Origin of the sequence: uncultured Sphingomonas sp., from assembly GCF_964021865.1 — a bacterium.
In the GTDB taxonomy this organism is placed as follows: domain Bacteria; phylum Pseudomonadota; class Alphaproteobacteria; order Sphingomonadales; family Sphingomonadaceae; genus Sphingomonas.
The window spans coordinates 1-23,052 of record NZ_CAXIAM010000013.1 but is presented as its reverse complement, the minus strand read 5'-3'; the positions used below and the strand labels follow the sequence as shown (position 1 = coordinate 23,052).

20 protein-coding genes, 1 tRNA gene and 1 pseudogene are annotated in these 23,052 nt (G+C 67.5%); 12 read left to right on the top strand and 10 right to left on the bottom strand.

Annotated elements, in window-relative coordinates; translation table 11 throughout:
• Positions 1-3: 3 nt before the first annotated feature.
• On the bottom strand, positions 4-1,281 hold the full coding sequence (gene mnmE / locus AADI75_RS05365; RefSeq protein ID WP_341208013.1) for a tRNA uridine-5-carboxymethylaminomethyl(34) synthesis GTPase MnmE: 1,278 nt from the start codon (positions 1,279-1,281) through the stop codon (positions 4-6).
• Positions 1,278-1,514 (bottom strand): DUF6489 family protein, encoded by a 237-nt coding sequence (locus AADI75_RS05360; protein WP_341208012.1) that lies wholly within the window; start codon positions 1,512-1,514, stop codon positions 1,278-1,280. The genes mnmE and AADI75_RS05360 overlap by 4 nt, the downstream gene beginning before the upstream one ends.
• A gap of 144 nt (positions 1,515-1,658) precedes the next feature.
• Here AADI75_RS05360 and AADI75_RS05355 point away from each other — a divergent pair, with 144 nt between their 5' ends.
• A complete protein-coding gene (locus tag AADI75_RS05355; RefSeq protein WP_341208011.1) occupies positions 1,659-2,351 on the top strand; it encodes a dienelactone hydrolase family protein in 693 nt (230 codons plus the stop codon).
• 80 nt (positions 2,352-2,431) lie between these two features.
• Here the strand turns inward: AADI75_RS05355 and AADI75_RS05350 are convergent, their stop codons facing one another.
• Entirely contained in the window at positions 2,432-4,750 is a 2,319-nt protein-coding gene (locus AADI75_RS05350) for a DNA translocase FtsK 4TM domain-containing protein (RefSeq protein ID WP_341208010.1), read from the bottom strand.
• Positions 4,751-4,863: 113 nt separating this feature from the next.
• On the opposite strand from AADI75_RS05350, the gene AADI75_RS05345 reads away from it, so the two are divergent.
• Positions 4,864-6,093, top strand: a complete 1,230-nt coding sequence (locus AADI75_RS05345; protein ID WP_341208009.1) for a UbiH/UbiF/VisC/COQ6 family ubiquinone biosynthesis hydroxylase — start codon at positions 4,864-4,866, stop codon at positions 6,091-6,093.
• Complete coding sequence (locus AADI75_RS05340; protein ID WP_341208008.1) at positions 6,093-6,785, top strand: aspartate/glutamate racemase family protein; 693 nt, start codon at positions 6,093-6,095, stop codon at positions 6,783-6,785. The genes AADI75_RS05345 and AADI75_RS05340 overlap by 1 nt, the downstream gene beginning before the upstream one ends.
• Positions 6,786-6,790: 5 nt before the next feature.
• Here the strand turns inward: AADI75_RS05340 and pdeM are convergent, their stop codons facing one another.
• From pdeM to AADI75_RS05315, 5 genes are all read right to left on the bottom strand, one after another.
• The gene (pdeM, locus tag AADI75_RS05335; protein WP_341208007.1) at positions 6,791-7,468 is read right to left on the bottom strand and encodes a ligase-associated DNA damage response endonuclease PdeM; all 678 of its coding nucleotides are present in this window, start codon (positions 7,466-7,468) and stop codon (positions 6,791-6,793) included.
• Positions 7,469-7,508: 40 nt separating this feature from the next.
• Entirely contained in the window at positions 7,509-8,903 is a 1,395-nt protein-coding gene (locus AADI75_RS05330) for a M20/M25/M40 family metallo-hydrolase (protein ID WP_341208006.1), read from the bottom strand.
• A gap of 59 nt (positions 8,904-8,962) precedes the next feature.
• Positions 8,963-9,886: an aspartyl protease family protein gene (locus AADI75_RS05325; protein WP_341208005.1), complete on the bottom strand. Its 924-nt coding sequence runs from the start codon at positions 9,884-9,886 to the stop codon at positions 8,963-8,965.
• Positions 9,887-9,916: 30 nt separating this feature from the next.
• Positions 9,917-12,325 (bottom strand): ligase-associated DNA damage response DEXH box helicase, encoded by a 2,409-nt coding sequence (locus AADI75_RS05320; protein WP_341208004.1) that lies wholly within the window; start codon positions 12,323-12,325, stop codon positions 9,917-9,919.
• Between the two features lie 173 nt (positions 12,326-12,498).
• Positions 12,499-12,678 carry a hypothetical protein gene (locus AADI75_RS05315; RefSeq protein WP_028967386.1) on the bottom strand — a complete coding sequence of 60 codons (180 nt, stop codon included), beginning with the start codon at positions 12,676-12,678 and terminating at the stop codon, positions 12,499-12,501.
• A 72-nt stretch (positions 12,679-12,750) separates the two neighbouring features.
• Between AADI75_RS05315 and AADI75_RS05310 the strand changes: the two genes are divergently transcribed.
• The 3 genes from AADI75_RS05310 to AADI75_RS05300 all read left to right on the top strand — a co-directional run bounded on the left by AADI75_RS05310 (position 12,751) and on the right by AADI75_RS05300 (position 17,354).
• Positions 12,751-13,749 (top strand): ligase-associated DNA damage response exonuclease, encoded by a 999-nt coding sequence (locus AADI75_RS05310; RefSeq protein ID WP_341208003.1) that lies wholly within the window; start codon positions 12,751-12,753, stop codon positions 13,747-13,749.
• Between the two features lie 186 nt (positions 13,750-13,935).
• Complete coding sequence (locus AADI75_RS05305) at positions 13,936-15,561, top strand: peptidase S10 (protein WP_341208002.1); 1,626 nt, start codon at positions 13,936-13,938, stop codon at positions 15,559-15,561.
• Positions 15,561-17,354, top strand: a complete 1,794-nt coding sequence (locus tag AADI75_RS05300) for a DUF885 domain-containing protein (protein WP_341208001.1) — start codon at positions 15,561-15,563, stop codon at positions 17,352-17,354. Before AADI75_RS05305 ends, AADI75_RS05300 begins: the two co-directional genes overlap by 1 nt.
• Positions 17,355-17,534: 180 nt before the next feature.
• On the opposite strand, the gene AADI75_RS05295 is transcribed toward AADI75_RS05300, so the two are convergent.
• Entirely contained in the window at positions 17,535-18,209 is a 675-nt protein-coding gene (locus AADI75_RS05295; RefSeq protein WP_341208000.1) for an RlmE family RNA methyltransferase, read from the bottom strand.
• Entirely contained in the window at positions 18,206-19,243 is a 1,038-nt protein-coding gene (locus AADI75_RS05290; RefSeq protein ID WP_341208059.1) for a Ppx/GppA phosphatase family protein, read from the bottom strand. Before AADI75_RS05290 ends, AADI75_RS05295 begins: the two co-directional genes overlap by 4 nt.
• Before the next feature lie 145 nt (positions 19,244-19,388).
• On the opposite strand from AADI75_RS05290, the gene AADI75_RS05285 reads away from it, so the two are divergent.
• The 6 genes and pseudogenes from AADI75_RS05285 to AADI75_RS05260 all read left to right on the top strand — a co-directional run.
• Positions 19,389-19,462 (top strand) — tRNA-Gln (locus AADI75_RS05285).
• Between the two features lie 84 nt (positions 19,463-19,546).
• Positions 19,547-19,861, top strand: a pseudogene (locus AADI75_RS05280) (family 43 glycosylhydrolase); the annotation flags it as partial.
• Between the two features lie 97 nt (positions 19,862-19,958).
• A complete protein-coding gene (gene epsC / locus AADI75_RS05275; protein ID WP_341207999.1) occupies positions 19,959-20,891 on the top strand; it encodes a serine O-acetyltransferase EpsC in 933 nt (310 codons plus the stop codon).
• Positions 20,884-21,624: a gamma-glutamyl-gamma-aminobutyrate hydrolase family protein gene (locus AADI75_RS05270; protein ID WP_341207998.1), complete on the top strand. Its 741-nt coding sequence runs from the start codon at positions 20,884-20,886 to the stop codon at positions 21,622-21,624. Before epsC ends, AADI75_RS05270 begins: the two co-directional genes overlap by 8 nt.
• Positions 21,625-21,678: 54 nt before the next feature.
• Entirely contained in the window at positions 21,679-22,047 is a 369-nt protein-coding gene (locus AADI75_RS05265) for a hypothetical protein (RefSeq protein WP_341207997.1), read from the top strand.
• Between the two features lie 61 nt (positions 22,048-22,108).
• Positions 22,109-23,052 (top strand): MATE family efflux transporter (locus AADI75_RS05260; protein ID WP_341207996.1); only part of this gene is annotated, 944 nt, incomplete at its 3' end.

Genomic DNA, 23,052 nt, shown 5'->3' with positions numbered 1-23,052 from the left:
CACTCATTTTCCCAAGCAGAAGCGCCCGAACAGTGCGTCCAGCATCGCTTCAGTAGCGTCGCGGCCCAGTATCGCGGCTAGCGCGCCATTCACAAGGCGAAGGTGTTCGGCGTCGATGAGCAGGTCTTCACCCTCGATCATTTTCAGGTTGGCTGAGGCATTAGCGATGAGCGCGCGGTGACGTTCATGCGGGACGATCGTCGCCCCGTCACCAAGCGCCATCTTCGCGCGAGCAGAAAGCGCCGACCATAATGCCTCGATCGACCTGGCATCGTGGATGGAAACGAGATGATCGAAGGCCGCTGGATCATGCTGACGCTCGTCCATCCGCGCGCCGATCCGTAGTGCGCTGCTCGGAGCATCCTCGGGTTCACCCAGCCAGAGCAGCACGTCAGCGGTATCGAGCAGCGATCGCGCACGCGCAATGCCGATCGCCTCGACGGGATCGGCGGTTTCCTCGACCAACCCGGCGGTATCCACCAGCCGGAACGGAATGCCCGCGCGTACCACGGCCGCCTCCAGAAGATCGCGGGTCGTGCCGGCGATGTCGGTGACGATCGCCGCCTCGCGACCGAGCAATGCGTTAAACAGCGACGACTTGCCCGCATTCCGCGGCCCGGCAAGGACGACGACCATGCCGTCGCGCAGAAGCTCGACTGGAGGGCGCGCAAGCATCTCGATCATCTCGGCATGGATCGGCGCGACGAGGGCAGGGAGGTCGAACCCCGCCGCTTGTTCGATCTCGTCTTCGTCGCCGAAGTCGAGTTCCGCTTCGACCCGCGCGGCCACGATGCTCAACCTGTCCAGCCAGTCCGTGACCAACCGGCTCAAGGCACCTTCGGCCATCGCCAGCGCGGCCCGACGCTGCATGTCGGTCTCAGCCTCCAGCAGGTCGGCCAACCCTTCAGCCTGCGCCAGATCGAGGCGCCCGTTCAGCAACGCACGGCGGGTAAACTCGCCCGGCTCGGCGAGGCGGAGGCCGGGTTGCCGCGCCAATTCCTGCTCGACCGCGGCAACGACCGCTCGTCCGCCGTGCAGATGGAGTTCGAGCAGGTCTTCGCCGGTCGCCGTCGTTGGGCCCGGAAAGAACAGGGCCAACGCCTGATCGAGCGTCTCCCCTTTCGCATCGCGCAAGCGGCGCAGCGCCGCTGTACGGGGCGGAGGGAGGGCACCGCCGCTGATCGCCTCGCCCGCAGCCCGTGCCTGCGTGCCGCTCACCCGCACGACGGCGATGGCGGCGGGCGGACGGCCGCTGGAAAGGGCAAAAATCGTATCGGTCATGCCGCCGGCTTGCCGCCGCTCGAAAAAAGCTGTCGCCAGAAATCCATACCTGCGTCGCCGACCGGCACCCAGCTTCGGAACATCGCGTTGATCAGCTCGGGGGAGGCCGCCTGACCGTCCATCGTCTCGCGCATCCGGGTCAGGAAGTGATCGTGCAGCGGCGTCAGGTCGGGCAGGCCCATCATCCGCCGCGCCTCCTCGGGCGTGCAATCAACTTCAATCGTGACCTTCATGGCTGCGCTCCTCGATCGCGCCGCCGAACGCGCTGGCGACGCATGATCTATGCCCGCGAACCGTAGCGCATCGCAACGTTGCTGCCGTGGCACTTTGCGGGCGGCCGTGGTTTATGAATGCGAGTTGCCACGGAGACGCAGCAGATGACCGATACGATTTCGATCCCGACCCTCGATCATGACACGATGCCTGCCTATCGCGCGGTGCCCGCGGGAACGCCGAAGGCGGCGATCGTCGTGATCCAGGAGATTTTCGGCATCAACGCCGGCATTCGGCGCAAGTGCGATACGCTGGCCGAGGCGGGCTATCTCGCGATCGCGCCCGACCTGTTCTGGCGGATCGAACCCGGTATCGCGCTGGATCCCGATATCGAACCCGAGATGCAGCGGGCGCTGTCGTTGATGGGTACCTTCGATCAGGATCAAGGCATCCGCGATATCGAAGCGACGATCCGCTTCGCGCGCGGCGAGGGGGTCGAGGCGGTCGGTGCGGTCGGTTACTGCCTGGGTGGCCGGCTGGCGTATATGACCGCGGCGCGGACCGACGTAGATGCCAGTGTCGGCTATTATGCGGTCGGCATCGACGGATTGCTCGGCGAGAAGCACGCGATCGCCAAGCCGCTGCTGCTCCATATCGCCGGAGATGACGGCTTCGTCGACAAGGACACGCAGGCGGCGATGCATGCCGGGCTCGACGATCACCCGAAGGTGACGCTGTACGATTATCCGGGCGAGGACCACGGTTTCGCCACCGAGTTCGGCAAGCGGCGGTCGGATGCCGCGGCGACGCTGGCGGACGAGCGCACGGCGGCGTTCTTCGCGGAGCATCTGGGTTAGTCCGGCAAGCCTTTCCGGATCATGCACCTGCTTCCGTTATCCCCGCGACAACCGGGGATGACGGGGCGTAAAGGTTCGGGTCAGGCGGGATTGCCGTCGGTATCGCGGAGTACCTCGCGACGGCCGACATGGTCGGGGCGGCTGACGACGCCTTCCTTCTCCATCCGCTCGATGAGGCGCGCCGCCGAATTGTAGCCGATCCGCAACTGTCGCTGCAGCCACGAGGTCGACGCCTTCTGGCTGCCGCACACGATCGCGACCGCGGCGCGATACTGCTGGTCCTCCGCCGAATCCTCGCCGGTCGGTGCGCCTTCCAGCGCGAAGCTCTCGGCCGGCTCTTCGGTGACCGATTCGATGTAGTCGGGCTGACCCTGTGCACGCCAGTGGTCGGTGACCGCGCGTACCTCGTCGTCGCTGACGAATGGGCCGTGGACGCGGACGATGCCCTTGCCGCCCGGCATATAGAGCATGTCACCGCGCCCGAGCAGCTGCTCCGCGCCCTGTTCGCCGAGGATGGTGCGCGAATCGATCTTGCTGGTGACGTGGAAGCTGATGCGGGTCGGCAAATTGGCCTTGATGACGCCGGTGATGACGTCGACCGACGGGCGTTGCGTCGCCATGATGAGGTGAATGCCCGCCGCGCGTGCCTTTTGCGCGAGCCGCTGGATCAGGAATTCGACCTCCTTGCCGGCGGTCATCATCAGATCGGCCAGCTCGTCGACGATCACGACGATCTGCGGCAGCACGTCGTAATCGAGCTGCTCCTCCTCGTAGATCGGCTGACCGTTCTCGCCATAGCCGGTCTGGACGCGGCGGCCGAGCGGGGTGCCCTTGGCCCGCGCCGCGCGGACCTTGTCGTTGAAGCTGGCGAGGCTGCGCACGCCGACCGACGACATCTGGCGGTAGCGGTCCTCCATCGTCTCGACCGCCCATTTCAGCGCGCGCACTGCCTTGGCGGGATCGGTGACGACCGGCGAGAGCAGGTGCGGGATATCGTCGTACATGCTCAGTTCGAGCATCTTCGGATCGATCATGATCATCCGGCACTGATCCGGGGTCAGCCGATACAGCAGGGACAGGATCATGCCGTTGAGGCCGACCGACTTGCCCGAGCCGGTGGTGCCCGCGACGAGCAGATGCGGCATCGGCGCGAGATCGGCGATGACGGGATCGCCGGCGATGTTCTTGCCGAGGATGACGGGAAGTTGCGCGTTCTGGTCCTCGAACGCCTGGCTGGCGACGAGTTCGTGGAGCGACACCATCTCGCGCTTGGTATTGGGCAGCTCGATGCCGATCACCGAGCGGCCGGGGATCGTCGCAACGCGCGCCGAGATCGCGGACATGTTGCGCGCGATATCGTCGGCGAGTGCGATGACGCGGTTCGCCTTGGTGCCGGGGGCTGGTTCCAGCTCGTACATCGTCACGACCGGGCCGGGGCGCACCTCGGTGATCGCGCCCTGCACCTTGAAGTCGTCGAGCACGGTTTCGAGCAGTCGCGCATTGCGCTCCAGCGCGGCCTTGTCGACCGGGCCGCTCTGGTTTGCCGGAGCAGGGGTGAGCAGGTCGAGCGACGGCAGGACGAACGTGTCGCGCAGGTCGAGCCGCTGCTGCGGCTTGGGCGGGGCGAGCGAGGGCGCGATGGTGCGATCGCTGATGACCGGGGCGGGGCGATTGTCCGGTTGCGCCACGGCGCGCGGCGCGGGGCTGCGTGCGAGCGCAAACGGCGCGTCCTCGTCGTCCTGCGCCTCGTCGAAGACCTCGTCGTCGGTCTCGCTCGCGCCGTCGCGGACGCGCCGACGGAGCAGGCGCGGGGAGGGCGTGAACCGCGCCAGATCGATCTCGAGGCTGCGTCCCCACAGGATCGCGCCCGCGATCCCGGTGACCAGCCCGAGCGCGAGCACGCTCCACCACGTCACCTGCGGATTGCCGATCAGCGCGATCCCCGAACGGATCGCACCGACCACGCCGGAGCCGACCGCGCCGCCCCAGCCGAACGGCAGCGCCGGCACTGCGCCCGGCGCGACGCAGGTCAGCGTCACCGCCATCAGCGCGACGCCGATCGCGGTGTTGCGCAGCATCCGCCAGCCATTGCCCGCCGGCTGTGCGCGCCACAGCCGCAGCGCGACGATCGGCGCCACCGGCAGCAGCAGCGCCACCGCCGGGCCGAAGATGGTCAGCGCGAGATCGGCGAACCACGCGCCGGGGGTGCCGAGCAGATTGCCGGTCACGCCCGCGGCGGCAGTATTGAGCGAGGCGTCGCCGGGACGATAGGTGATCAGCGCCACCGCCATCGCCACCGTCAACACGAACAAGGCGGTGGCGACGATCAGCGCCCCGCTGCGCAACGCCCCGGCCTTGACCGTCTCACGCCACAACGGCGCGTCGACACGGCTTGCCATCCCGAACCCCCAACGATGTCAGAAAATACCGCCATATTCTCCGCCCCCGCGCGTTGTACGTCAAGATGGCGGTGGACGTTGGCATCGCGCGCGCGTGACGGTAGGGCAGGATCATGGACAAAGCAGATGCCAGCGCAGATGTGCTCATCCTCGGCGGCGGGCTGGTCGGCAGCGCGCTTGCGGTCGCACTCGATCGCCACGGCCTGTCGTCGATCGTCGTCGACCCTGCCGATCCGGCGGTGACGCTGACCGCGGAATTCGACGGCCGTGCCTCCGCGGTGGCGAGCGCAAGCCACAAGATGCTCGATGCGATCGGTGTCGGCGACGTGCTGCGCGGCAAGGGCTGCGAGATCCGGCAGATCCGCGTCAGCGACGGGCTGGCGCCGGGCAAGCTCGATTTCATCCCTGCGCCCGACGATGCCGCGCTGGGCACGATGTACGAGAACCGCCTGCTGCGTCGCTCGCTCTACGATGCGGCGGTCGCGGCCGAGCGGGTCGATGTGCGGATGCAGACCCGCGCGACGCAGATCGAGCGCGACGCGAACGGGGTCCGCGCAACCTTGTCGTCGGGCGAAACGGTGACCGCCGACCTGCTGGTCGCTGCCGAGGGACGGCAATCGCCGACCCGCGCAGCCGCCGGGATCAACGTCGCACGCTGGCAATATGACCATGCCGCGGTCATCGGCGCGTTTCATCACGAGCGCAGCCACGAGAATGTCGCGTACGAAATCTTCTATTCGGCCGGGCCGTTCGCGTTGCTGCCCTTGCCCGATGACGCGATCGGGCATCGCTCGGCGATCGTCTGGACGGTGGCGGGGGATCATGCCGCCGGGATGCTCAAGCTCGGCGACCGCGGCTTCCTTGCCGAGGCGGAGAAGCGGATGGGCGGGTTCCTTGGTGCGCTGTCGCATGCCGCGCCGCGGGCCAGCTATCCGCTCGGCTTCCACCATGCGGCGCGGCTGACCGACACGCGGCTGGTGCTGGTCGGCGATGCGGCGCACGGCATCCATCCGATCGCAGGGCAGGGGGTCAACCTGGGCTATCGCGATGTCGCGGCCCTGGTCGAGGTGCTGGTCGAAGGGCGACGGCTCGGGCTTGAGGCGGGCGATGCGCAATTGCTCAAGCGCTATGAGCGCTGGCGGAGCCTCGACACGTTCATGGTCGCCGCCGCCACCGATACGCTGACGCGGCTGTTCGGGGTGCCGGGCAAGGCGGCAAGCGCAGTGCGGCGGTTCGGCATTTCGGCGGTCGATCGCCTCCCGCCGCTCAAGGACCGCTTTATGGCCGAAGCGCGCGGCGAGAGCGGCGATTTGCCCAAGCTGCTGATGGGGACGATGGCGTAGTGCGGACGCTCGGGCTCATCGGAGGCATGAGCTGGGAGAGTTCGGCGCATTATTACCGGCTGATCAATCAGGGTGTCCGCGCGCGCAAGGGCGGCGCGCATTCCGCGCCACTGCTGATGCTGTCGGTCGATTTCAAAGAGATCGCGGCGCTTCAGCACGCGGGTGACTGGCCGACACTTGGCAAGCGGATGGCGGCGGCGGCGCGGACGCTGGTCGATGCCGGGGCGGAGGCGATCGTGTTGTGCACCAACACGATGCACCAGGTGGCGGACGCAATCGAGGCGGCGCAACCGCAGCCGTTGCTCCACATCGCCGACGCGACGGGCGCTGCGATTGCCGAGGCGGGGCATCGGCGGGTCGGTTTGCTTGGCACCGCGTTCACGATGGAGCAGCCCTTCTATCGTGCGCGTCTGACCGAGCGGTTCGGCCTCGAGGTGCTTACCCCTGGCATCGAAGAGCGCGCCGAGGTTCATCGGATTATCTACGAGGAACTGGTACGCGGCATCGTGAGCGACAATTCCCGCGCCCGGTATACGGCGATCATCGCCGGTCTGGTCGCGAACGGCGCCACCGCAGTGATCCTCGGCTGTACTGAAATCATGCTGCTAATCGCACAGTCCGATTCACCGGTCCCGCTGTTCGACACCACTGCGCTTCATGCCACGATGGCAGTGGATTTCGCGATCGGCTGAGCCCGTCAGGCCGCGACAGGAAATCGCAACAACCGGTCCGGAAGTGCGACCAGCGCCTCCGCCCCGCCACCCGTCGCGCGAGCAATCTCCGGGTGAGTAACGTCGAGCCCGCCGGTCAGCGCGCCGAACGCCGGGAAGATCAGCTTGGTCGCGGTCGCCACGAAACAGCGCCGCGCAACGAGCTTCCCGCGGACCTTCACCCGCAACTTGGGATGATAATGGCCCGACAGCTCGGGGCGTGTTTCACGTGGATCGGCCTCGTGACGAAGCACGATACCGTCGACCACCGCCTCGTCGCGCACCGCGCCGCCGCAGCGATCGACATAGACGCGGTCGTGGTTGCCGGTGATCCACGTCCAGCGCGTCAATGCCGTCAGCGTCGACAGGCGCTCGCGCGCCGCGTCGGGCAAACGGTCACAGCCGGCGATGTCGTGGAAACTGTCGCCGAGGCACCAGACTTCCTCCGCCCCGGTCGCCGCGATCGTGGCGGACAGCGCCGTCAGCGTCGCGATCGAGTCATAGGGCGGCAGCATCTGCCCGCCGCGCGCGTACCAGCTCGCCTTTTCGAGATGCAGATCGGCGACCAGCAACGCCCGCCGCGCCGGCCAGAACAGCGCGCCCTCGGGCAACGCCTGCCAGACGTGCCCGGCGAAGCGGAGCTCGGCGAACGGAACGGGAACCATGCCGTCCGCCATGCCCTAGCCGACGCCGTCGATCAACAGTTTAGCCGGCATAGGCCTTCACCAGATCGAACATATAGTCGCGTGCATCATACAGGGAGTCGACGCGGATCCGCTCGTTGAGGCCGTGGACGCCGCTGGTCTGCGGATCGACGAAGGTGCCGGGGACGCCGTACACCGGAATGCCAATCGCTTCGAGGAAGACGCCGTCGGTCGCGCCGGTCGACATCATCGGTAGCAGCGGCAAGTTCGGGAAGTGCTTCGCCGCGACGCGCTTCATCGGTTCGATCACCTTGGGGTCGAGCGTCGGCGGGATCGCGGTCGGGCGGACCGGCTGGTTGGCGGTGACCGTCACCTTCTCGCCGGCCAGTTGCTTCAACGTCGCGAGCGTGCCGTCCGCCGTCTCGCCCGGAAAGATCCGGCAATTGACGTTCGCGGTCGCGCGCTGCGGCAGCGCGTTTTCGGCATGGCCCGCGTTGAGCAGGGTCGCGACGCAGGTCGTGCGCAGCGTCGAGTGGAGGACCTTATCGCGGCTGACGATCGCGTCGGCCGCCTTGTCGGTCGGATCGGCGAGCAGCCGGCGGATCGCCGCGGCCTGTTCGCTGTCGGCGCGTTCGGCGGTGGCGGTGAAATAGGCGCGGGTGGTGTCGGTGAAATGCACCGGGAACTCATAACCCTGCACCGCCTTGATCGCATCGGCCAGCGCGTAGATCGCATTGTCGGGAGTAGGGGCGGAGCTGTGCCCGCCCGGGTTGGTGGTGACGAACGTATAGTTCTGAGCGGCCTTCTCACCGACCTGCACCGCCAGCAACTGCCGCTTGCCCGCCGCGTCGAGCCGCCCGCCGCCACCCTCGTTGAGCGCGAATTCGGCGGCGATCAGCTCGGGGCGGTTCTTCGCCAGCCAGTCGGCGCCGTTGAACGCGAAAGTGGTTTCCTCGCCGCAGGTCAACGCGAGCTTGATCGTCCGCTTCGGGCGATAGTTCTGCTGACGAAAGCGGATCATCGCATCGGCCCAGATCGCCGACATCGCCTTGTCGTCGACCGCGCCGCGCGCATAATAATAGCCGCCTTCCTCGACGAGCTTGAACGGATCGCGCTGCCAATCCTCGCGCTTGGCGGCGACGACGTCGAGGTGGCCGAGCAGCAGCATCGGCTTGGCGGCGGGATCGCTGCCCTTCAGCACCGCGACGATCCCGCCGTCCTGCGGATGCTCGGGTACGGAGAACGCCGTGATATCGGCCTCGGCAAAGCCGGCCGCCTTCAGCCGCGCACCGACCTGTGCCGCCGCCTGCGTGCAACTGCCGACGTTCACGACCGTGTTGGTCTCGACCATCTCCTTGTAGAGATCGAAGAACGCCTTCTGATCGGGGCGGGTCTGCGCCGCGGCGCCCGTCGCGAGCATCGTCATTATGCCGGCCGCGACCGCTACGTTACGCATGCACATTCCCCTTCGTCGTTCCGGCGATCGTCGCAGCGAAGCGGTAAGGGTGCAACATCTTACAACACCTTGGCGCGTCCGGCGTCGCGGGGGAGCAGCAGCCGCAACTCGCGCCGCGCAAAGTCGATATGGACGCGACGAAACAGCCGCAGCACGTCCATCCCCAGCAGCAGCGCCGGCTTCCCCTCCAGCCCGAACGCCGCGAACGGCCGCGCGTCGGCGAAGCCGACCGGCAGCGAGCGGATCGTGGCGCTGCCCAGTGTCAACATCGGCACCGCGGCATAATCGGTGGTGATGCTGTCGCCGGTGACGCTGGTGAAGACGATCGGTACCCCGCCGCCACGGCGCGTCAGCAGGCGGCGCAGCGCCAGATTGCCGATGCTGATGCTGGTTCCGGTATCCAGCACCACGCGCACGCGTCGCCCCGCAACCGTGGCGTTCGTGACGACCAATTGCCCGAACAGGCTTTTGGCGCGCACGACGATCTCGCCGGGTTCGGGACGCGGCGGCTTCACGCCGACTGCGGGCGCCACGGTCATCCGTTGCTGGTCGAAATCGATCGTCAGCGCGTGATCCTGCATCGCGTCGATGCCGAGTATCCCCAACGCGCCCATGTCGTGCGCGTCGAGCGCCGGCGCCTCGACGCGCCGTGCACCCAGCCTGCTGACCGACAGCGACGGGATCACGACCGTCCCGACGATGCTGGTGCCGGTGATCGTCGTCATCCGCACCGTCGGTCCGGGCGGCAGCGCGAGGCGCGTGGCGAGCTGGCGCGAGATGACGCTGCGTTGCGCGCCCGAGTCGACGATGAACGGAAAGGGGCCGGCGGCGTCGATCCGCACCGACACGGTCATGCGATCTTCCTGGTTCAGAAAGGCGAGATCGTCGCCGACCGGCACGGTCGGCGGCACGGGCGGTGGCGCATCCTGCGCAGCCGCCGGCAACGCGACGCAGGCCAGCAACAGCGCGAACCACCTCTCCATGACTCAGGCTACGCCCGGCCGCGCGCGCAATCAATCCACGCGCATCGCCTCCGCCGCCAGCGCCTCGGCCTCGATCAGCAGCGCGTCGTCGGCGCTGCCGGTCGCGACCTTCTCGCGCCCGATCAGCGTCAGGACCGGCACCGCCAGCGGCGTGACGCGCGGCAGATCGACATGCACCATCGTGTCGGCGGCGCGATCGAGCAGATCGGCGAGCCGCCCCACGTCGGTCATCCGCGCGCGCGCATCCGCCCAGGCGGCCTGGAGCAGCACATGGCCGGGCTCGTACTGGCGCAGCACGTCGTAGATCAGGTCGGTCGAGAAGGTCACCTGCCGCCCGGTCTTGCGCTTGCCGGGGTGCTGGCGTTCGACCAGCCCGCCGATCACCGCCACTTCGCGGAACGCGCGCTTGAGCAGGTGCGAGCGCTCGACCCATTCGACGAATTCATGTTCGAGGATGTCGGCGCTGAACAGCGCCGCCGGGTCGGTGACCTTCTCCAGCCCGTAACAGGCGATCGCATAATCGTTGGCGACGAAGCCGAGCGGCTTGAGCCCCAGCGTCTCCATCCGCTTCGTCACCAGCATGCCTAGCGATTGGTGCGCGTTCCAGCCCTCGAAGCTGTACGCGACCATATAATGCCGCCCTTCGCGCGGGAAGGTTTCGACCAGCAATTGCTCGGGATGCGGCAGCGTCGAGCGGCGTTGCTGGATCTCCAGCCACTCGCGCACGTCGTCGGGAAAGCGGTGCCACTCCGCCGGCGTATCGAGAAAGCGCCGGACGCGATTGGCGAGGTTGGTCGACAGCGGCATCCGGCTGCCGCCATAAGTGGGAATGCGCGCCGGACGGCTGGTGGCGCGGACGATCAGATCTTCGGTGTCGATCTTCTCGACCTCAAGGCTCAGCCCCGCGAAGAAGAAGGTGTCGCCGTGGCTCAGCGTTGCGGCGAAGCCTTCCTCGACCTTGCCGAGCGCGCGGCCGTTGCGGAAGCGGACCTTGAGCATCGTCGCCTCGACAATGATCCCGGCGTTGAGCCGGTGCTGCGCGACGAATTTCGGGTGGCTGACGCGCCAGCGCCCGTCGGCATCCTGCGTCAGCCGCTTGAAGCGGTCATAGGCGCGCAAGCTGTAGCCGCCGTCGCGGATGAACCCGAGCACCCGGTCGAACAATTCGTCGGTCAGCGCCGAATAGGGGAGGGCGGAGCGCACCTCTTCCAGCATCGCCACCTGCTCGAACGGCGCGGCGCAGGCGCACGCCATGACATGCTGCGCGAGCACGTCGAGCGCGCCCATCCGGAACATGTCGGCGTCCAGCTCGCCCGCCTCGACCGCGTCGAGCGCGGCGCGCGCCTCCAGATATTCGAAGCGGTTGCCGGGGACGAGGATCGCCTCGCTCGCCTGATCGAGCCGGTGGTTCGATCGTCCGATCCGCTGAAGCAAGCGCGACGATCCCTTGGGCGCGCCCATCTGGATCACGCAATCGACGTCGCCCCAGTCGACCCCGAGATCGAGGCTGGCGGTCGCCACCAGCGCACGCAGCCGGCCGTCGGCCATTGCGCTTTCGACCTTGCGGCGCGCTTCCTTTTCGAGACTGCCGTGGTGGATGCCGATCGGCAGCTGCATCGCATTGGCCTTCCACAGATCCTGGAAGATCAGCTCGGCAAGGCTGCGCGTGTTGCAGAAGACGATCGACGTCCGGTGCGTCTCGATCTCGGCCATCACCTGCTCGGCGGCATAGCGCCCCGAATGCCCCGCCCACGGCACGCGCCCCTCGGGTAGCAGGATCGCGATATCGGGATCGACTCCGGCGTCACCCTGCACCAGCGCGACGCGGTCGATATCGCCATCGGGCGCCAGCCACGCGCGATAGCCGTCCGGATCGGCGACCGTGGCCGACAGCGCAACGCGGCGCAGGCCCGGCGCGATCGTCTGGAGCCGCGCCATGCACAGGTTAAGCAGGTCACCGCGTTTCCCAGTGGCGAAGGCGTGCACTTCGTCAACAACGATCGTCCGCAGCCCGGCGAACATCGTGAAGCTGTCGGGATAGCTGAGCAGCAGCGACAGCGATTCAGGCGTGGTCAGCAGGATGTGCGGCGGCTTGACGCGCTGACGTGCCTTGCGGTCGGACGGCGTGTCGCCGGTGCGGGTTTCCACGCGGATATCGACCCCCATCTCCTCGATGGGGGCAAGCAGGTTGCGCTGGATGTCGACCGCCAACGCCTTGAGCGGGGAGACGTAGAGCGTGTGCAGCCCGTCAACCGGCGCGTCGACGAGCTCCGCGAGCGTGGGAAGGAAGCCCGCGAGCGTCTTGCCCGCGCCGGTGGCGGCGATCAGCAGCGCGTGGTGCCCGGCGCGCGCTTCGTCCAGCATCGCCAGCTGGTGCCGCCGCGGCTGCCAGCCGCGACGCGTGAACCAGGCGGTGAGGACGGCGGGCAGGGCGGTCAAACGGGCGTCCGGCTGGGCATGTCGGTGATGTAGGTGGTGGAATGGGCGGGGCAACTGCGTGCCTCAATACACCGTCACCCCTGCGTAGGCGGGAAGCCAGAACCTCCGACGTTTGTGGCTCTCACGACGACCCGCGCGTCTGTATCCCCGCCTTCGCGGGAAATGACGGAAGGTCACGGCGTCCTTGTACGATCCTCGGCCGATTGCTGCTTGTACAGCTCGCGCGTCGCCTGTTCGGTGCGCGCTTCCTCATGTGGCTTGCGGCGGTTTCGCAGCATCGCGAACAGCAGCGCCACGACGAGGACGATCGGTCCGGCGATCACCACGAAGCTCCATAAACCGTCGCCAGCCATCGGCTCTCTCCTAACTGTGTGGCGTCAACGACGCGTCGATGAACTTCGATCCGCGCGCGCGGTTGGTGCGGGATGGCAACGCTTGGCGACTGGCTCGAACCGCATCCGCACGGGCTGTACGTGCGCCCCGCCGATGCGTGGGTCGACCCCTCGATCCCGGTCGCGCGCGCGCTCGTCACCCACGGCCACGCCGACCACGCGCGCGGCGGGCATGGCGAAGTGTGGGCGACCCCCGAGACGCTCGCGATCATGGATGCGCGCTACGGCGAGCAGGTCGGGCACCCGGTCGCATATGGCGAAAGCATCCGGCTCGGCGAGGTCGAGGTCGGCTTCGTCCCCGCGGGGCATGTGCTCGGCTCGGCGCAGATCGTACTCGACCATCGCGGTGAGCGGGTGGTCGCGTCGGGGGATTACAAGCGCCGCGCCGACCCGACCTGCGCGCCGTTCGAGCCCGTAAAATGCGACGTCTTCATCACCGAGGCGACGTTCGGGCTCCCGGTGTTCCGCCACCCCGATACCGGCGACGAGATCGACAAGCTGATCGCGCGGCTCCACGCCAATCCCGATCGCTGCATCGTCGTCGGCGCCTATGCGCTGGGGAAGGCGCAGCGCGTGATCGCGGAGCTGCGCGTCCGCGGGCACAATGCGCCAATCTACATTCACGGCGCGCTCCAGCGGCTGTGCGACCTGTATGCGGCACACGGCGTGCCGCTGGGCGAACTGCGCCCGGCGACCGGCGTCGCGAAGGCGGAGATGGCCGGGCATGTCGTGATGTGTCCGCCCTCGGCACTCAACGATCGCTGGTCGCGGCGATTGCCCGATCCGATCACCGCGATGGCGAGCGGCTGGATGCGGGTGCGCCAGCGGGCGCGGCAGAAGAACGTCGAGCTGCCGCTGATCCTGTCCGACCATGCCGATTGGGACGAACTTACCGAGACGCTGAGCGAAATCTCGCCGCGCGAGGTATGGGTGACGCATGGTCGCGAGGAGGCGTTGGTCCATTGGTGCATGACCCGCCAGATCAAGGCGCGCGCATTGGCGCTGGTGGGGTTCGAGGACGAGGACGACTGAAACTTCCCTCGTCATTCCCGCGCAGGCGGGAATCCAGAACCTCTGACGTTGCGACTCCTGCGAAGACCTGCGCGTCTGATTTCCTGCCTGCGCGGAAATGACGCTGATTGTAACCGCGACAACGGCTTGCATCGTTTCCGTTGCGACGATTACACCAGCATCCCTGACCTATAAGGGGATCGCCTGATGCGCTTCGGATACGCCGCCCTCCTGCTCGCCGCCGCGACGATGCCGGCGCTGGCGCAGGACAAGGACAAGCGTCCCGCCAAGACCAATGCCGAGGTGCAGAAGGAGGAAGCCGACGCCGCCACCGCGAATGCGCCGGTCGAGGAGCGCGAGGAACGCTCGAAAGGCGCGGTGACGGTCGCGGGCAAGCGGCTCGGCTATACCGCCACCGCCGGCACGCTGACGATCCGCGACATCGAGGGCAAGCCGACCGCATCGATGTTCTACACTGCCTATACGCTCGACGGGACGAAGCCGGGGACGAAGCGCCCGATCACCTATTTCTATAACGGCGGGCCGGGCAGCCCGACCTTCTGGCTGCACATGGGGTCGTTCGCGCCGGTGCGGCTGCAGACCGGCAGCCCCGAGTTCATCCGCCCCGCGCCCTACGATTTCGGGCCGAACCCGTACACGTTGCTCGACAAGACCGACATGGTGTTCCTCGACGCGATCGGCGCGGGCTATTCGCGCCCGCTCGGCGACGCCAAACCGTCCGACTTCTACGGTACCGACGAGGATGCCGACGCCTTCGCCAAGGCGATCCTGCGCTATTCGACCAAGTTCGGGCGGTGGAATTCGCCCAAGTTTATCTTCGGGGAAAGCTACGGCACGCTGCGCTCGGGTGCGCTGGCGTACCAGTTGCAGGACCGCGGCATGGCGCTGAACGGCGTGGTACTGCTCAGCTCGATCATGAACTACGGCTATCGCCAGCCGGGGCTCGATCAGGTCTATCTCAATTACCTGCCGAGCTATGCCGCGACTGCCTGGTATCATAACCGGCTCCCCAACCGCCCGGCGGACGTCGCGACGGTGGTGCAGCAGGCGCGCGAGTTTGCGGTCGGCCCGTATATGTCGGCGCTCGCCAAGGGGCAGAATATCACGCCCGCGGAGCGTGACAGCGTCGCGCGGCGGATGAGCGAGCTGACCGGGCTTAGCCCCGAATTCCTGATCCGCAGCAACCTGCGCGTCGATCTCGCGCGCTTCCAGAAAGAATTGCTGCGCGGTTCCCGCCAGACGGTCGGACGGTTCGACTCGCGCTATGTCGGGGTCGATAGCGACGCGGCGGGCGAGCGCCCCGAAAGCGACGTGTCCTCGGATGCGATCTCCGGCGCGTTCATCGCGACGTTCAACGATTACGCGACCCACACGCTCGGCTACAAGACCGACATGCCGTACCGGCTGTCGGCACGAGACGCGAAGGGCTGGACGTGGAACTGGAAGCACGACTCGCCGCTGCGCGGGGGCGGGCAGCAGAACAATCCTAACACCGCGGTCGATCTGGCGGCGGCGATGCGCGGCAATCCGTATCTGCAGGTGCTGTCGATGAACGGCTGGTACGACATGGCGACGCCGTTCTTCGGCACCGAGAACGACCTTGGGCACATGATGCTCGAGCCCGCGCAGCAGCGGAATCTTTCGTTCACTTACTATCCGGCGGGGCACATGACCTATCTCAATCCCGACGCCCTCGTGGCGATGAAGCGCGACCTGTCGGCGTGGTACGACCGCGCGCTGGCGGTGGCGCGCTCCGATGCGCCGCCGGTTCCGCCCACGACTGCCGCCGCGACCGGGCAGGGGCCGAACTGATGCGCGCGTTGCTCCTCGCGCTCGCCGCGCCCGCCACGATCGCCGCCCAAGCCCCCGCCGCCTCGACCGCGGCGGAGGACGCACGGCTGACCGCCTTCCTCGACCGCGCGTTCGACGCGCGCGTCGCGCTCAGCCCGGAGGCGCAGACCAGCCTCGGGCTCAAGACCAATTACGACAAGCTCGACGACAATACCGATGCCGCCGCGATCCGCGAACGCGACCTGGCCGAGCGGCAGCTGCGCGAGATGCGCGCCGGCTTCTCGCCCGCCAGGCTGGGGCCGAGCGGCAAGCTGAGCTACCGTTTGTTCGAGGATCAGGTCGAACGCGCGCGCGACAGCTTCCGATTTCGGAAGTGGCGCTATCCGGTATCGACCAACGGCAGCCCGATGGGCGAGGTGCCGGCGTTCCTCATCAACAACCATCGCGTCGACAGCGTCGCCGATGCCGACGCCTATGTCGCGCGCATCCGCGATTCGGAGCGGGTGATGCGCGAGACCGCCGCGCTGATGCGCGAGCAGGCGAAGATGGGGATCGTTCCGCTCAAAATGACCTACGCCCCCGTTCGGGCGGACGCGCGCAAGGTGCTGACGGGCGCGCCGTTCACCGCGGGGGCGGACTCGGCGCTGATGGCCGATTTCCGCAAGAAGGTGGCCGCGCTCAAGGCCTCCGACGCGGAAAAGCAGCGGCTACTGGCGGCGGCAGCGGCGGCGATGACCGGGCCGATGAAGCGCGGCTACGAGCTGATGTTCACGACGCTCGACACGCTGGAGCCGCAATCGACCGGCAATTGGGGGGCGTGGAAGCTGCCGCAGGGCGCGGCCTATTACGCCGTCCGGCTGCGCGATTCGACGACCACCAATCTGACCGCCGACCAGATCCACGACCTCGGGCTGCGGCAGGTCGCCGCGATCCGCAAGGAGATGGAGGCGGTGAAGACGCGCGTCGGCTTCAACGGCACGCTCGAACAATTCTTCGAGGTGGTGCGCACCGATCCGCGCTTCAAATATCCCAACACCGAGGCGGGGCGCGAGGCGTATCTGGGCGATGCGCGCAGCTTCGTCGCGCAGATGATGGCCGCCGCGCCGCAATGGTTCGAGCGACTGCCCAAGGCGAAGCTGGAGGTGCGCGCGGTCGAGAAATGGCGTGAGGGCACCGCCTCGACCGCCTTCTACAACCGCCCTGCGCCCGACGGATCGCGGCCGGGCATCTTCTACGTCAATCTGGTCGACATGAACCAGACGCAGAAGATCCAGCTCGACGCGATCGCCGCGCACGAGGCCGCGCCGGGGCACCATTTCCAGATCGCGCGCGCGATGGAGCTGGAGGGCTTGCCCAAGTTCCGCGCGTTCGGCGGCTATGGCGCCTATGTCGAGGGGTGGGGGCTCTACAGCGAGCGGCTCGCCAAGGAGATGGGGGCGTATAAGGACCCCTACGCCGAGTTCGGGATGCTTTCGAATCAGGTGTGGCGCGCAATCCGGCTGGTGGTCGACACCGGCGTGCACTCCAAGAAGTGGACCCGCGAACAGGCGGTCGCGTACTTCCGGGCCAACAGCTCGGTCAGCGACACCGATATTGCGCGCGAGGTCGATCGCTATTTCAATTGGCCGGGGCAGGCGACCAGCTACATGGTCGGCCAGTTGAAGATCGCCGAGCTGCGCGCGAAAGCGGAGCGCGAGCTGGGGTCGAAGTTCGACATCCGCAGCTTCCACGAGGCGGTGCTGGGGCAGGGCGCGCTGCCGCTCGATGTGCTCGAGGAGCAGGTGGACGCGTATATCGCGGCGAAGAAGGCGTAAGCGCTCGCAAGGACGGTGCTGAATAAGAGGAAGGCGTATGTAACGTACGCCCACTCGCCCCGTTCGTGCTGAGCCTGTCGAAGCACGTGATCCGAGCAGGTCGCTTGCGACACGCACTTCGACAAGCTCAGTGCGAACGGTTGAGATTCGAAGCTCGTCGCAATCGTTGCACAGCCAGCGCTATTCTCCGCTGACCGCGCGCCCCTTGAACCCCTGCGCCACGACGAACCACTCAACCGAGCCCTTGCGGCTCGACGGTGGCTTGGCGTGCTTCACGGTCGTAAAGTTTCGCTTCATCTCCGCCACGAGCGTCGAGTCCGCGCCGCCCGCGAACACCTTCGACACGAACGTGCCCCCCGGCCGCAGCACGTCGATCGCGAACGCCAGCGCGGTTTCGACCAGCGCCATCGTCCGCAGCGCATCGGTCTGCGGGTGGCCGACGGTGTTCGCCGCCATGTCCGACATCACCAGATCCGGTGCGCCGCCGAGTGCCTCCATCAGCTTGTCCGGCGCGGTATCGTCCATGAAGTCCATTTCGAAGATCGTGACGCCGTCGATGGGATCGACCGGCAACAGATCGATCCCGACGATCGCCGCGCCCGGCGAGGCGCGTCGCACCACCTGGCTCCACCCGCCCGGCGCGATCCCGAGATCGACGACGCGCCTGACGCCCTTGAGCAAACCGAACCGCTCGTCGAGTTCGATCAATTTGTACGCGGCGCGGCTGCGATAGCCCTCGGCCTTGGCGCGGCGGACGTAGGGATCGTTGAGCTGCCGCTCCAGCCAGCGCGTCGATTGCGCGGTGCGGCGCTTGGCGGTTTTGACCCGCTGCCGCCCGACTCCGGCACCCCTCATGCGCCCGTCTCCATCAGCCGGCGCAGGATACCTTCGCGAATGCCGCGATCGGCGACCCCCAGCCGCTCGGCGGGCCACAGGTCCAATATGCCTTCGAGTATCGCGCATCCCGCGACGACCAGATCGGCGCGCTCGCGGCCGATGCACGGCAATTTGGCGCGTTCGGCGAGCGACATCCCGGCCAGCTCCTGACTGATCGTCCGCATCGCCGCGGCGGGCGCGATCAGCCCGTCGACCTGCGAACGATCGTAGCGTTCGAGGCCCAGGTGGACGCTGGCGAGCGTCGTCACCGTTCCCGACGTGCCGAGCAGCCGCGGCACGCCGCCGGGCCGCGGCAACCGCGCCGCGAAAGGGGCGAAGCTCTCCGCCACCAGCGTTCGCATCCGCTTGTAGGCGCGGGCGCGCTCCTCGGGGGTGTTCCCGCCGCCGGCGCTCTCGGTCAACGAGACGACGCCCCACGGCGCGCTATGCCAGTCGCGGACGCGCGGCACGGTGGTGTCGGCATCGACCAGCACCAGTTCGGTCGAGCCGCCGCCGATATCGAACACCAGTGCCGGCCCGCTGCCTGGTTCGAGCAAGGCATGGCAGCCGAGCACGGCGAGGCGCGCCTCTTCCTCGGCGGAGATGATGTCGAGGTGGATGCCGGTTTCCTCCAGCACGCGCGCGATGAACGTCGCGCCGTTGCTCGCGCGGCGGCACGCTTCGGTCGCGACCGAGCGCGCCAGCGTGACGTTCCGGCGCTTCAACTTGTCCGCGCAGACGCGCAGCGCGGCGATCGTCCGCTCGATCGCGGCATCGGACAGTGCGCCGCTGTGCGCGAGTCCCTCGCCGAGCCGGACGATCCGCGAAAAGGCGTCGACCACCGCAAAGCCGTCGCCCTGCGGCCGTGCGATCAGCAGGCGGCAATTGTTGGTGCCGAGATCGAGCGCCGCATAATGCCGCGGGGCGCCGCGCGTGTGGCGCGGCTGGGGTCGTGCCGAACGGGCAGGGCTCGGGGCCTGCCGGCGCGGCAATTGGGCGGGAAAATCCACCATTGCCGTCAACTTTCTTACATCTGCCGGACCGGGACCGCCCCTGCGATCCCCCGGTGCTTGGCCCCAAGGCTACACAGTCGGGGTACGCGGGGCAAGGCAGGCGTTGACACCGCGCGTCGGCGCTTCTAGATGCCCCCCTCGCTGCTGCCCGATCCTCTAATGGTAAGAGAGCGGACTCTGACTCCGTCAATCAAGGTTCGAATCCTTGTCGGGCATCCAGCTTCCTCCCCACAGCATCGTTCCTGACCACGCCAGTCGGTGATCGCGCTTGCGATGATAGCGCTAACGACTACTCTGGCCTGAATGGATCGGGAGAGGATCGTGGGTCATAAGCTTCGGAATGGCGCGCTGCGTGGCGGCGTGGCGATCGGCCTTGCGGCATGGGCGGGAACGGCGGCGGGACAGGTCGCGCACTTCGAGCGCTTCCGCTACGACGGCAAGGCGCAGGAGCGGGTTACCGTCACCGCCAGCGCGTATCAGAATCCAATACTCTCAGGCTATTATCCCGATCCGTCGGTAACGCGGGTGGGTGACGATTATTACCTCGTCAACTCGTCGTTCGCGCATTTCCCCGGGCTGCCGGTATTCCGATCGAAGGATCTGGTAAACTGGACGCAGACGAACCCTGAGCAGTCCAGCTTGGGGGGACCCGCGCTGCTTCTTTCAACACCCATGACCTTGATGGGATATGATGCGCCTCGAACGAGGAGCGCGCATGACCGATCAACGCAATTCAGTCCCGGTGGCGGAGGCGGTCGCCGAATTGCGTGCGGCGCGCGGGGCGTGGCGGGCGCGGCATGACGACGGACGCGACACCACCAGCTTTCCGTCGCGCGGCGCGCTGGAGCGGGTGATCGAGCTGTTATCCGCCGCGCTCTACCCGCGCCGGCTTGGGCAGTTCCGCGGTGCGCCGGCCGAGGAAGACCGCTTCGTCGCCGCCAAGCTGCTCGCCGCCGCGACCGAACTGGAACGCGAGATCGCCGCCGAGCTGGGCTATTGGCAGGCGGAGGCGAGCAGCGGCACCTTCGATCGCGATCAGCCCGCGACGATCGTGCGGCTGTTCGTCGCCGGGCTGGGCGACATCCGGCGGCTGATCGACAGCGATGTCGAGGCGGCGTTCCTCGGCGACCCCGCCGCACGCAGCGCCGACGAGATCCTGGTCTGCTATCCCGGCGCGATCGCCAGCCTGCATCACCGGCTCGCGCATCTGCTCTATGACCTTGGCGCGCCGATCGTCGCGCGGCTGATCTCCGAACTGGCCAACGAGCGGACCGGGATCGACATCCACCCCGGCGCGACGATCGGTCCGTCGTTCTTTATCGATCACGGCACCGGCGTGGTCATTGGTGAAACCGCGATCATCGGTTCGCGAGTCCGGCTGTACCAGCACGTCACTTTAGGGGCACGAACGCCGCGCGGTGATGATCCCGATCGGCCCCGCACGCGCTACGCACGGCACCCGATCGTGGAGGACGATGTGGTGATCTATGCCGGAACGACGATCCTGGGCCGCGTGACGGTCGGCGCGGGCGCGATGATCGGCGGCAACGTCTGGTTGCTGGAGGACGTGCCCGCCGGGCAGCTCGTGGTGCAGCCAGAGGCGCAAGCGCATGACAATGCGAGCGATTGGCGCGCCAACGATGGCTGAGCCGCGCAAGCCGGTGATCGGGGTGCTGTGTTGCAACGAAACGGTGCAGCGCCCGGTGCAGGTGGTGGCGAGTCGCTTCATCGCGCCGCTCGCGCGCGTGTCGCAGGCGTGCGTCGTGCTGGTGCCCGCGATCGCCGAGCTATGCGACGTCGCCTCGCTAACCCATTATCTCGACGGCATTCTGTTGACGGGATCACGCTCGAACGTCGCGCCGACGCGCTATGGCGCGACCAGCGACGAGGACGGCGGCGTGCTGGATCGCGAGCGCGACGACGTGGCGCTGACGATGGCGGATGCGATGATCTCGGCGGGCAAGCCGGTGTTCGGCATCTGCCGGGGGATGCAGGAGATCAACGTGCTGTTCGGCGGCACCCTCTCGACCGAACGCTGCTGCGGCCGGCATTTGCGCGGCGGCTGGGATCACGCGGATTATGCGACGCTGTTCGACCATCGACATGAGGTGCAGCTCGCCGCCGATGGCGCATTGGCGGCGCTGACCGGTGAGCGGCGGCTGTCGGTCCATTCGGTCCACGAGCAGGCGGTCGAGCGGCTCGGCGACGGGCTGACGGTCGAGGCCTGGTCGAGCGACGACGGCGTGATCGAGGCGATCGCGGCGCGGCCGAACGGCGCTGATGTGCTGGCGGTGCAATGGCACCCAGAGTGGGACGTGGAGAGCAGCGCGAGCAGCCAGGCCTTCTTCGCGCAGATCGGCCGGTCGCTGCGCGCGGCGTGACGCAACAAAGCCGCGGCTCCGACGATTGACCGTGCCAAGCCACGGAGAAAGACGATGAAGCCGCTTGCCCTGCTCGTTCCGCTTGCCGCTCTGGCGCTGGGAGCCTGTTCGGACCGCGCCGAGGATCATGCCGAACGCACCGGCAATGCGATTGCCTCGGATATCGAGCGCGCCTCCGACAATGTCGTGCAGAGCGTCGATTCGCTGACTGACCGTTTGGCCGATCACGTCACTAACCGCGTCGATGGCCTTGCCGCCGATCAGATCGACCGCGCCGCGGATCGCATCTCGGAAGCGTCCGACCGGCTGGAAGACGAAGTACGCCGCCACGGCGACCGGACGCGCGACCGGGCGGGCGCAGCGCTCGAAGACGCGGGGGCGGAGCTGCGCGACCGCAACACCGCCGATACCGAACGCAACTGATCCGGTTCCGCTGTCGCCACGGTGGCATGCGCGCTACAGCGGCGGTTCGAGGGGGGGAAGCATGGCGCGCGGACCGCAACAGGATTTGACGACCGGTCCGATCGGACGCACGTTGCTGGTGTTCGCGCTGCCGACGCTCGGTTCCAGTATCCTGCAATCGCTCAACGGGTCGATCAACGCGATCTGGATCGGGCAATTCCTCGGCGAGCGCGCCTTGGCGGCGACCACCAACGCCAACATCATCATGTTCCTGCTGATCGCGGCGGTGTTCGGCTTCGGCATGGCCGCGACGATCCTGATCGGCCAGAATATGGGCCGTCGCGATCTGGACGCGGTGCGGCGCGTACTCGGCACGTCGGTCGGGCTGTTCACCTTGTTGTCGATCGTCACCGTGGTCGTCGGGCTGCTCGCCGCGCCTGCGATCCTGCGCGTGCTGGCGACCCCAATGGAGGTGTATCCGCTCGCACTCGCCTATCTGCGCGTCATCTTCGTCGCGATGGTGCCGGGGTTCGTCAGCGTGCTGCTGACAATGGCGCTGCGCGGGACGGGCGATTCGATTACCCCGCTCAAGTTCATGGCGCTGGGGTCGGTGATCGACGTCGCGCTCAACCCGGTGCTGATCCGCGGTTTCGGGCCGATCCCGGCGCTGGGGATCAAGGGATCGGCGACTGCTACACTGATTGCCAATACGGTCTCACTAATCGCGCTGCTCGTCTACATCTACCGTCGTGACCTGCCGATCCGGCTGCGCGGTGCCGAGTGGCGCTACATCCTCCCCGATCCCACGCTCCTGCGGACGATCGTCGCGAAGGGCGTGCCGATGGGGTTGCAGATGCTGGTCGTCTCGACATCGGCGCTGGCGATGATCGGGCTGGTCAACCGTCACGGCACCGCGACCACCGCGGCCTATGGCGCGGCGAACCAGCTGTGGACCTATATTCAGATGCCCGCGATGGCGGTCGGCGCGGCGGTCAGCGCGATGGCGGCGCAGAATATCGGCGCGGG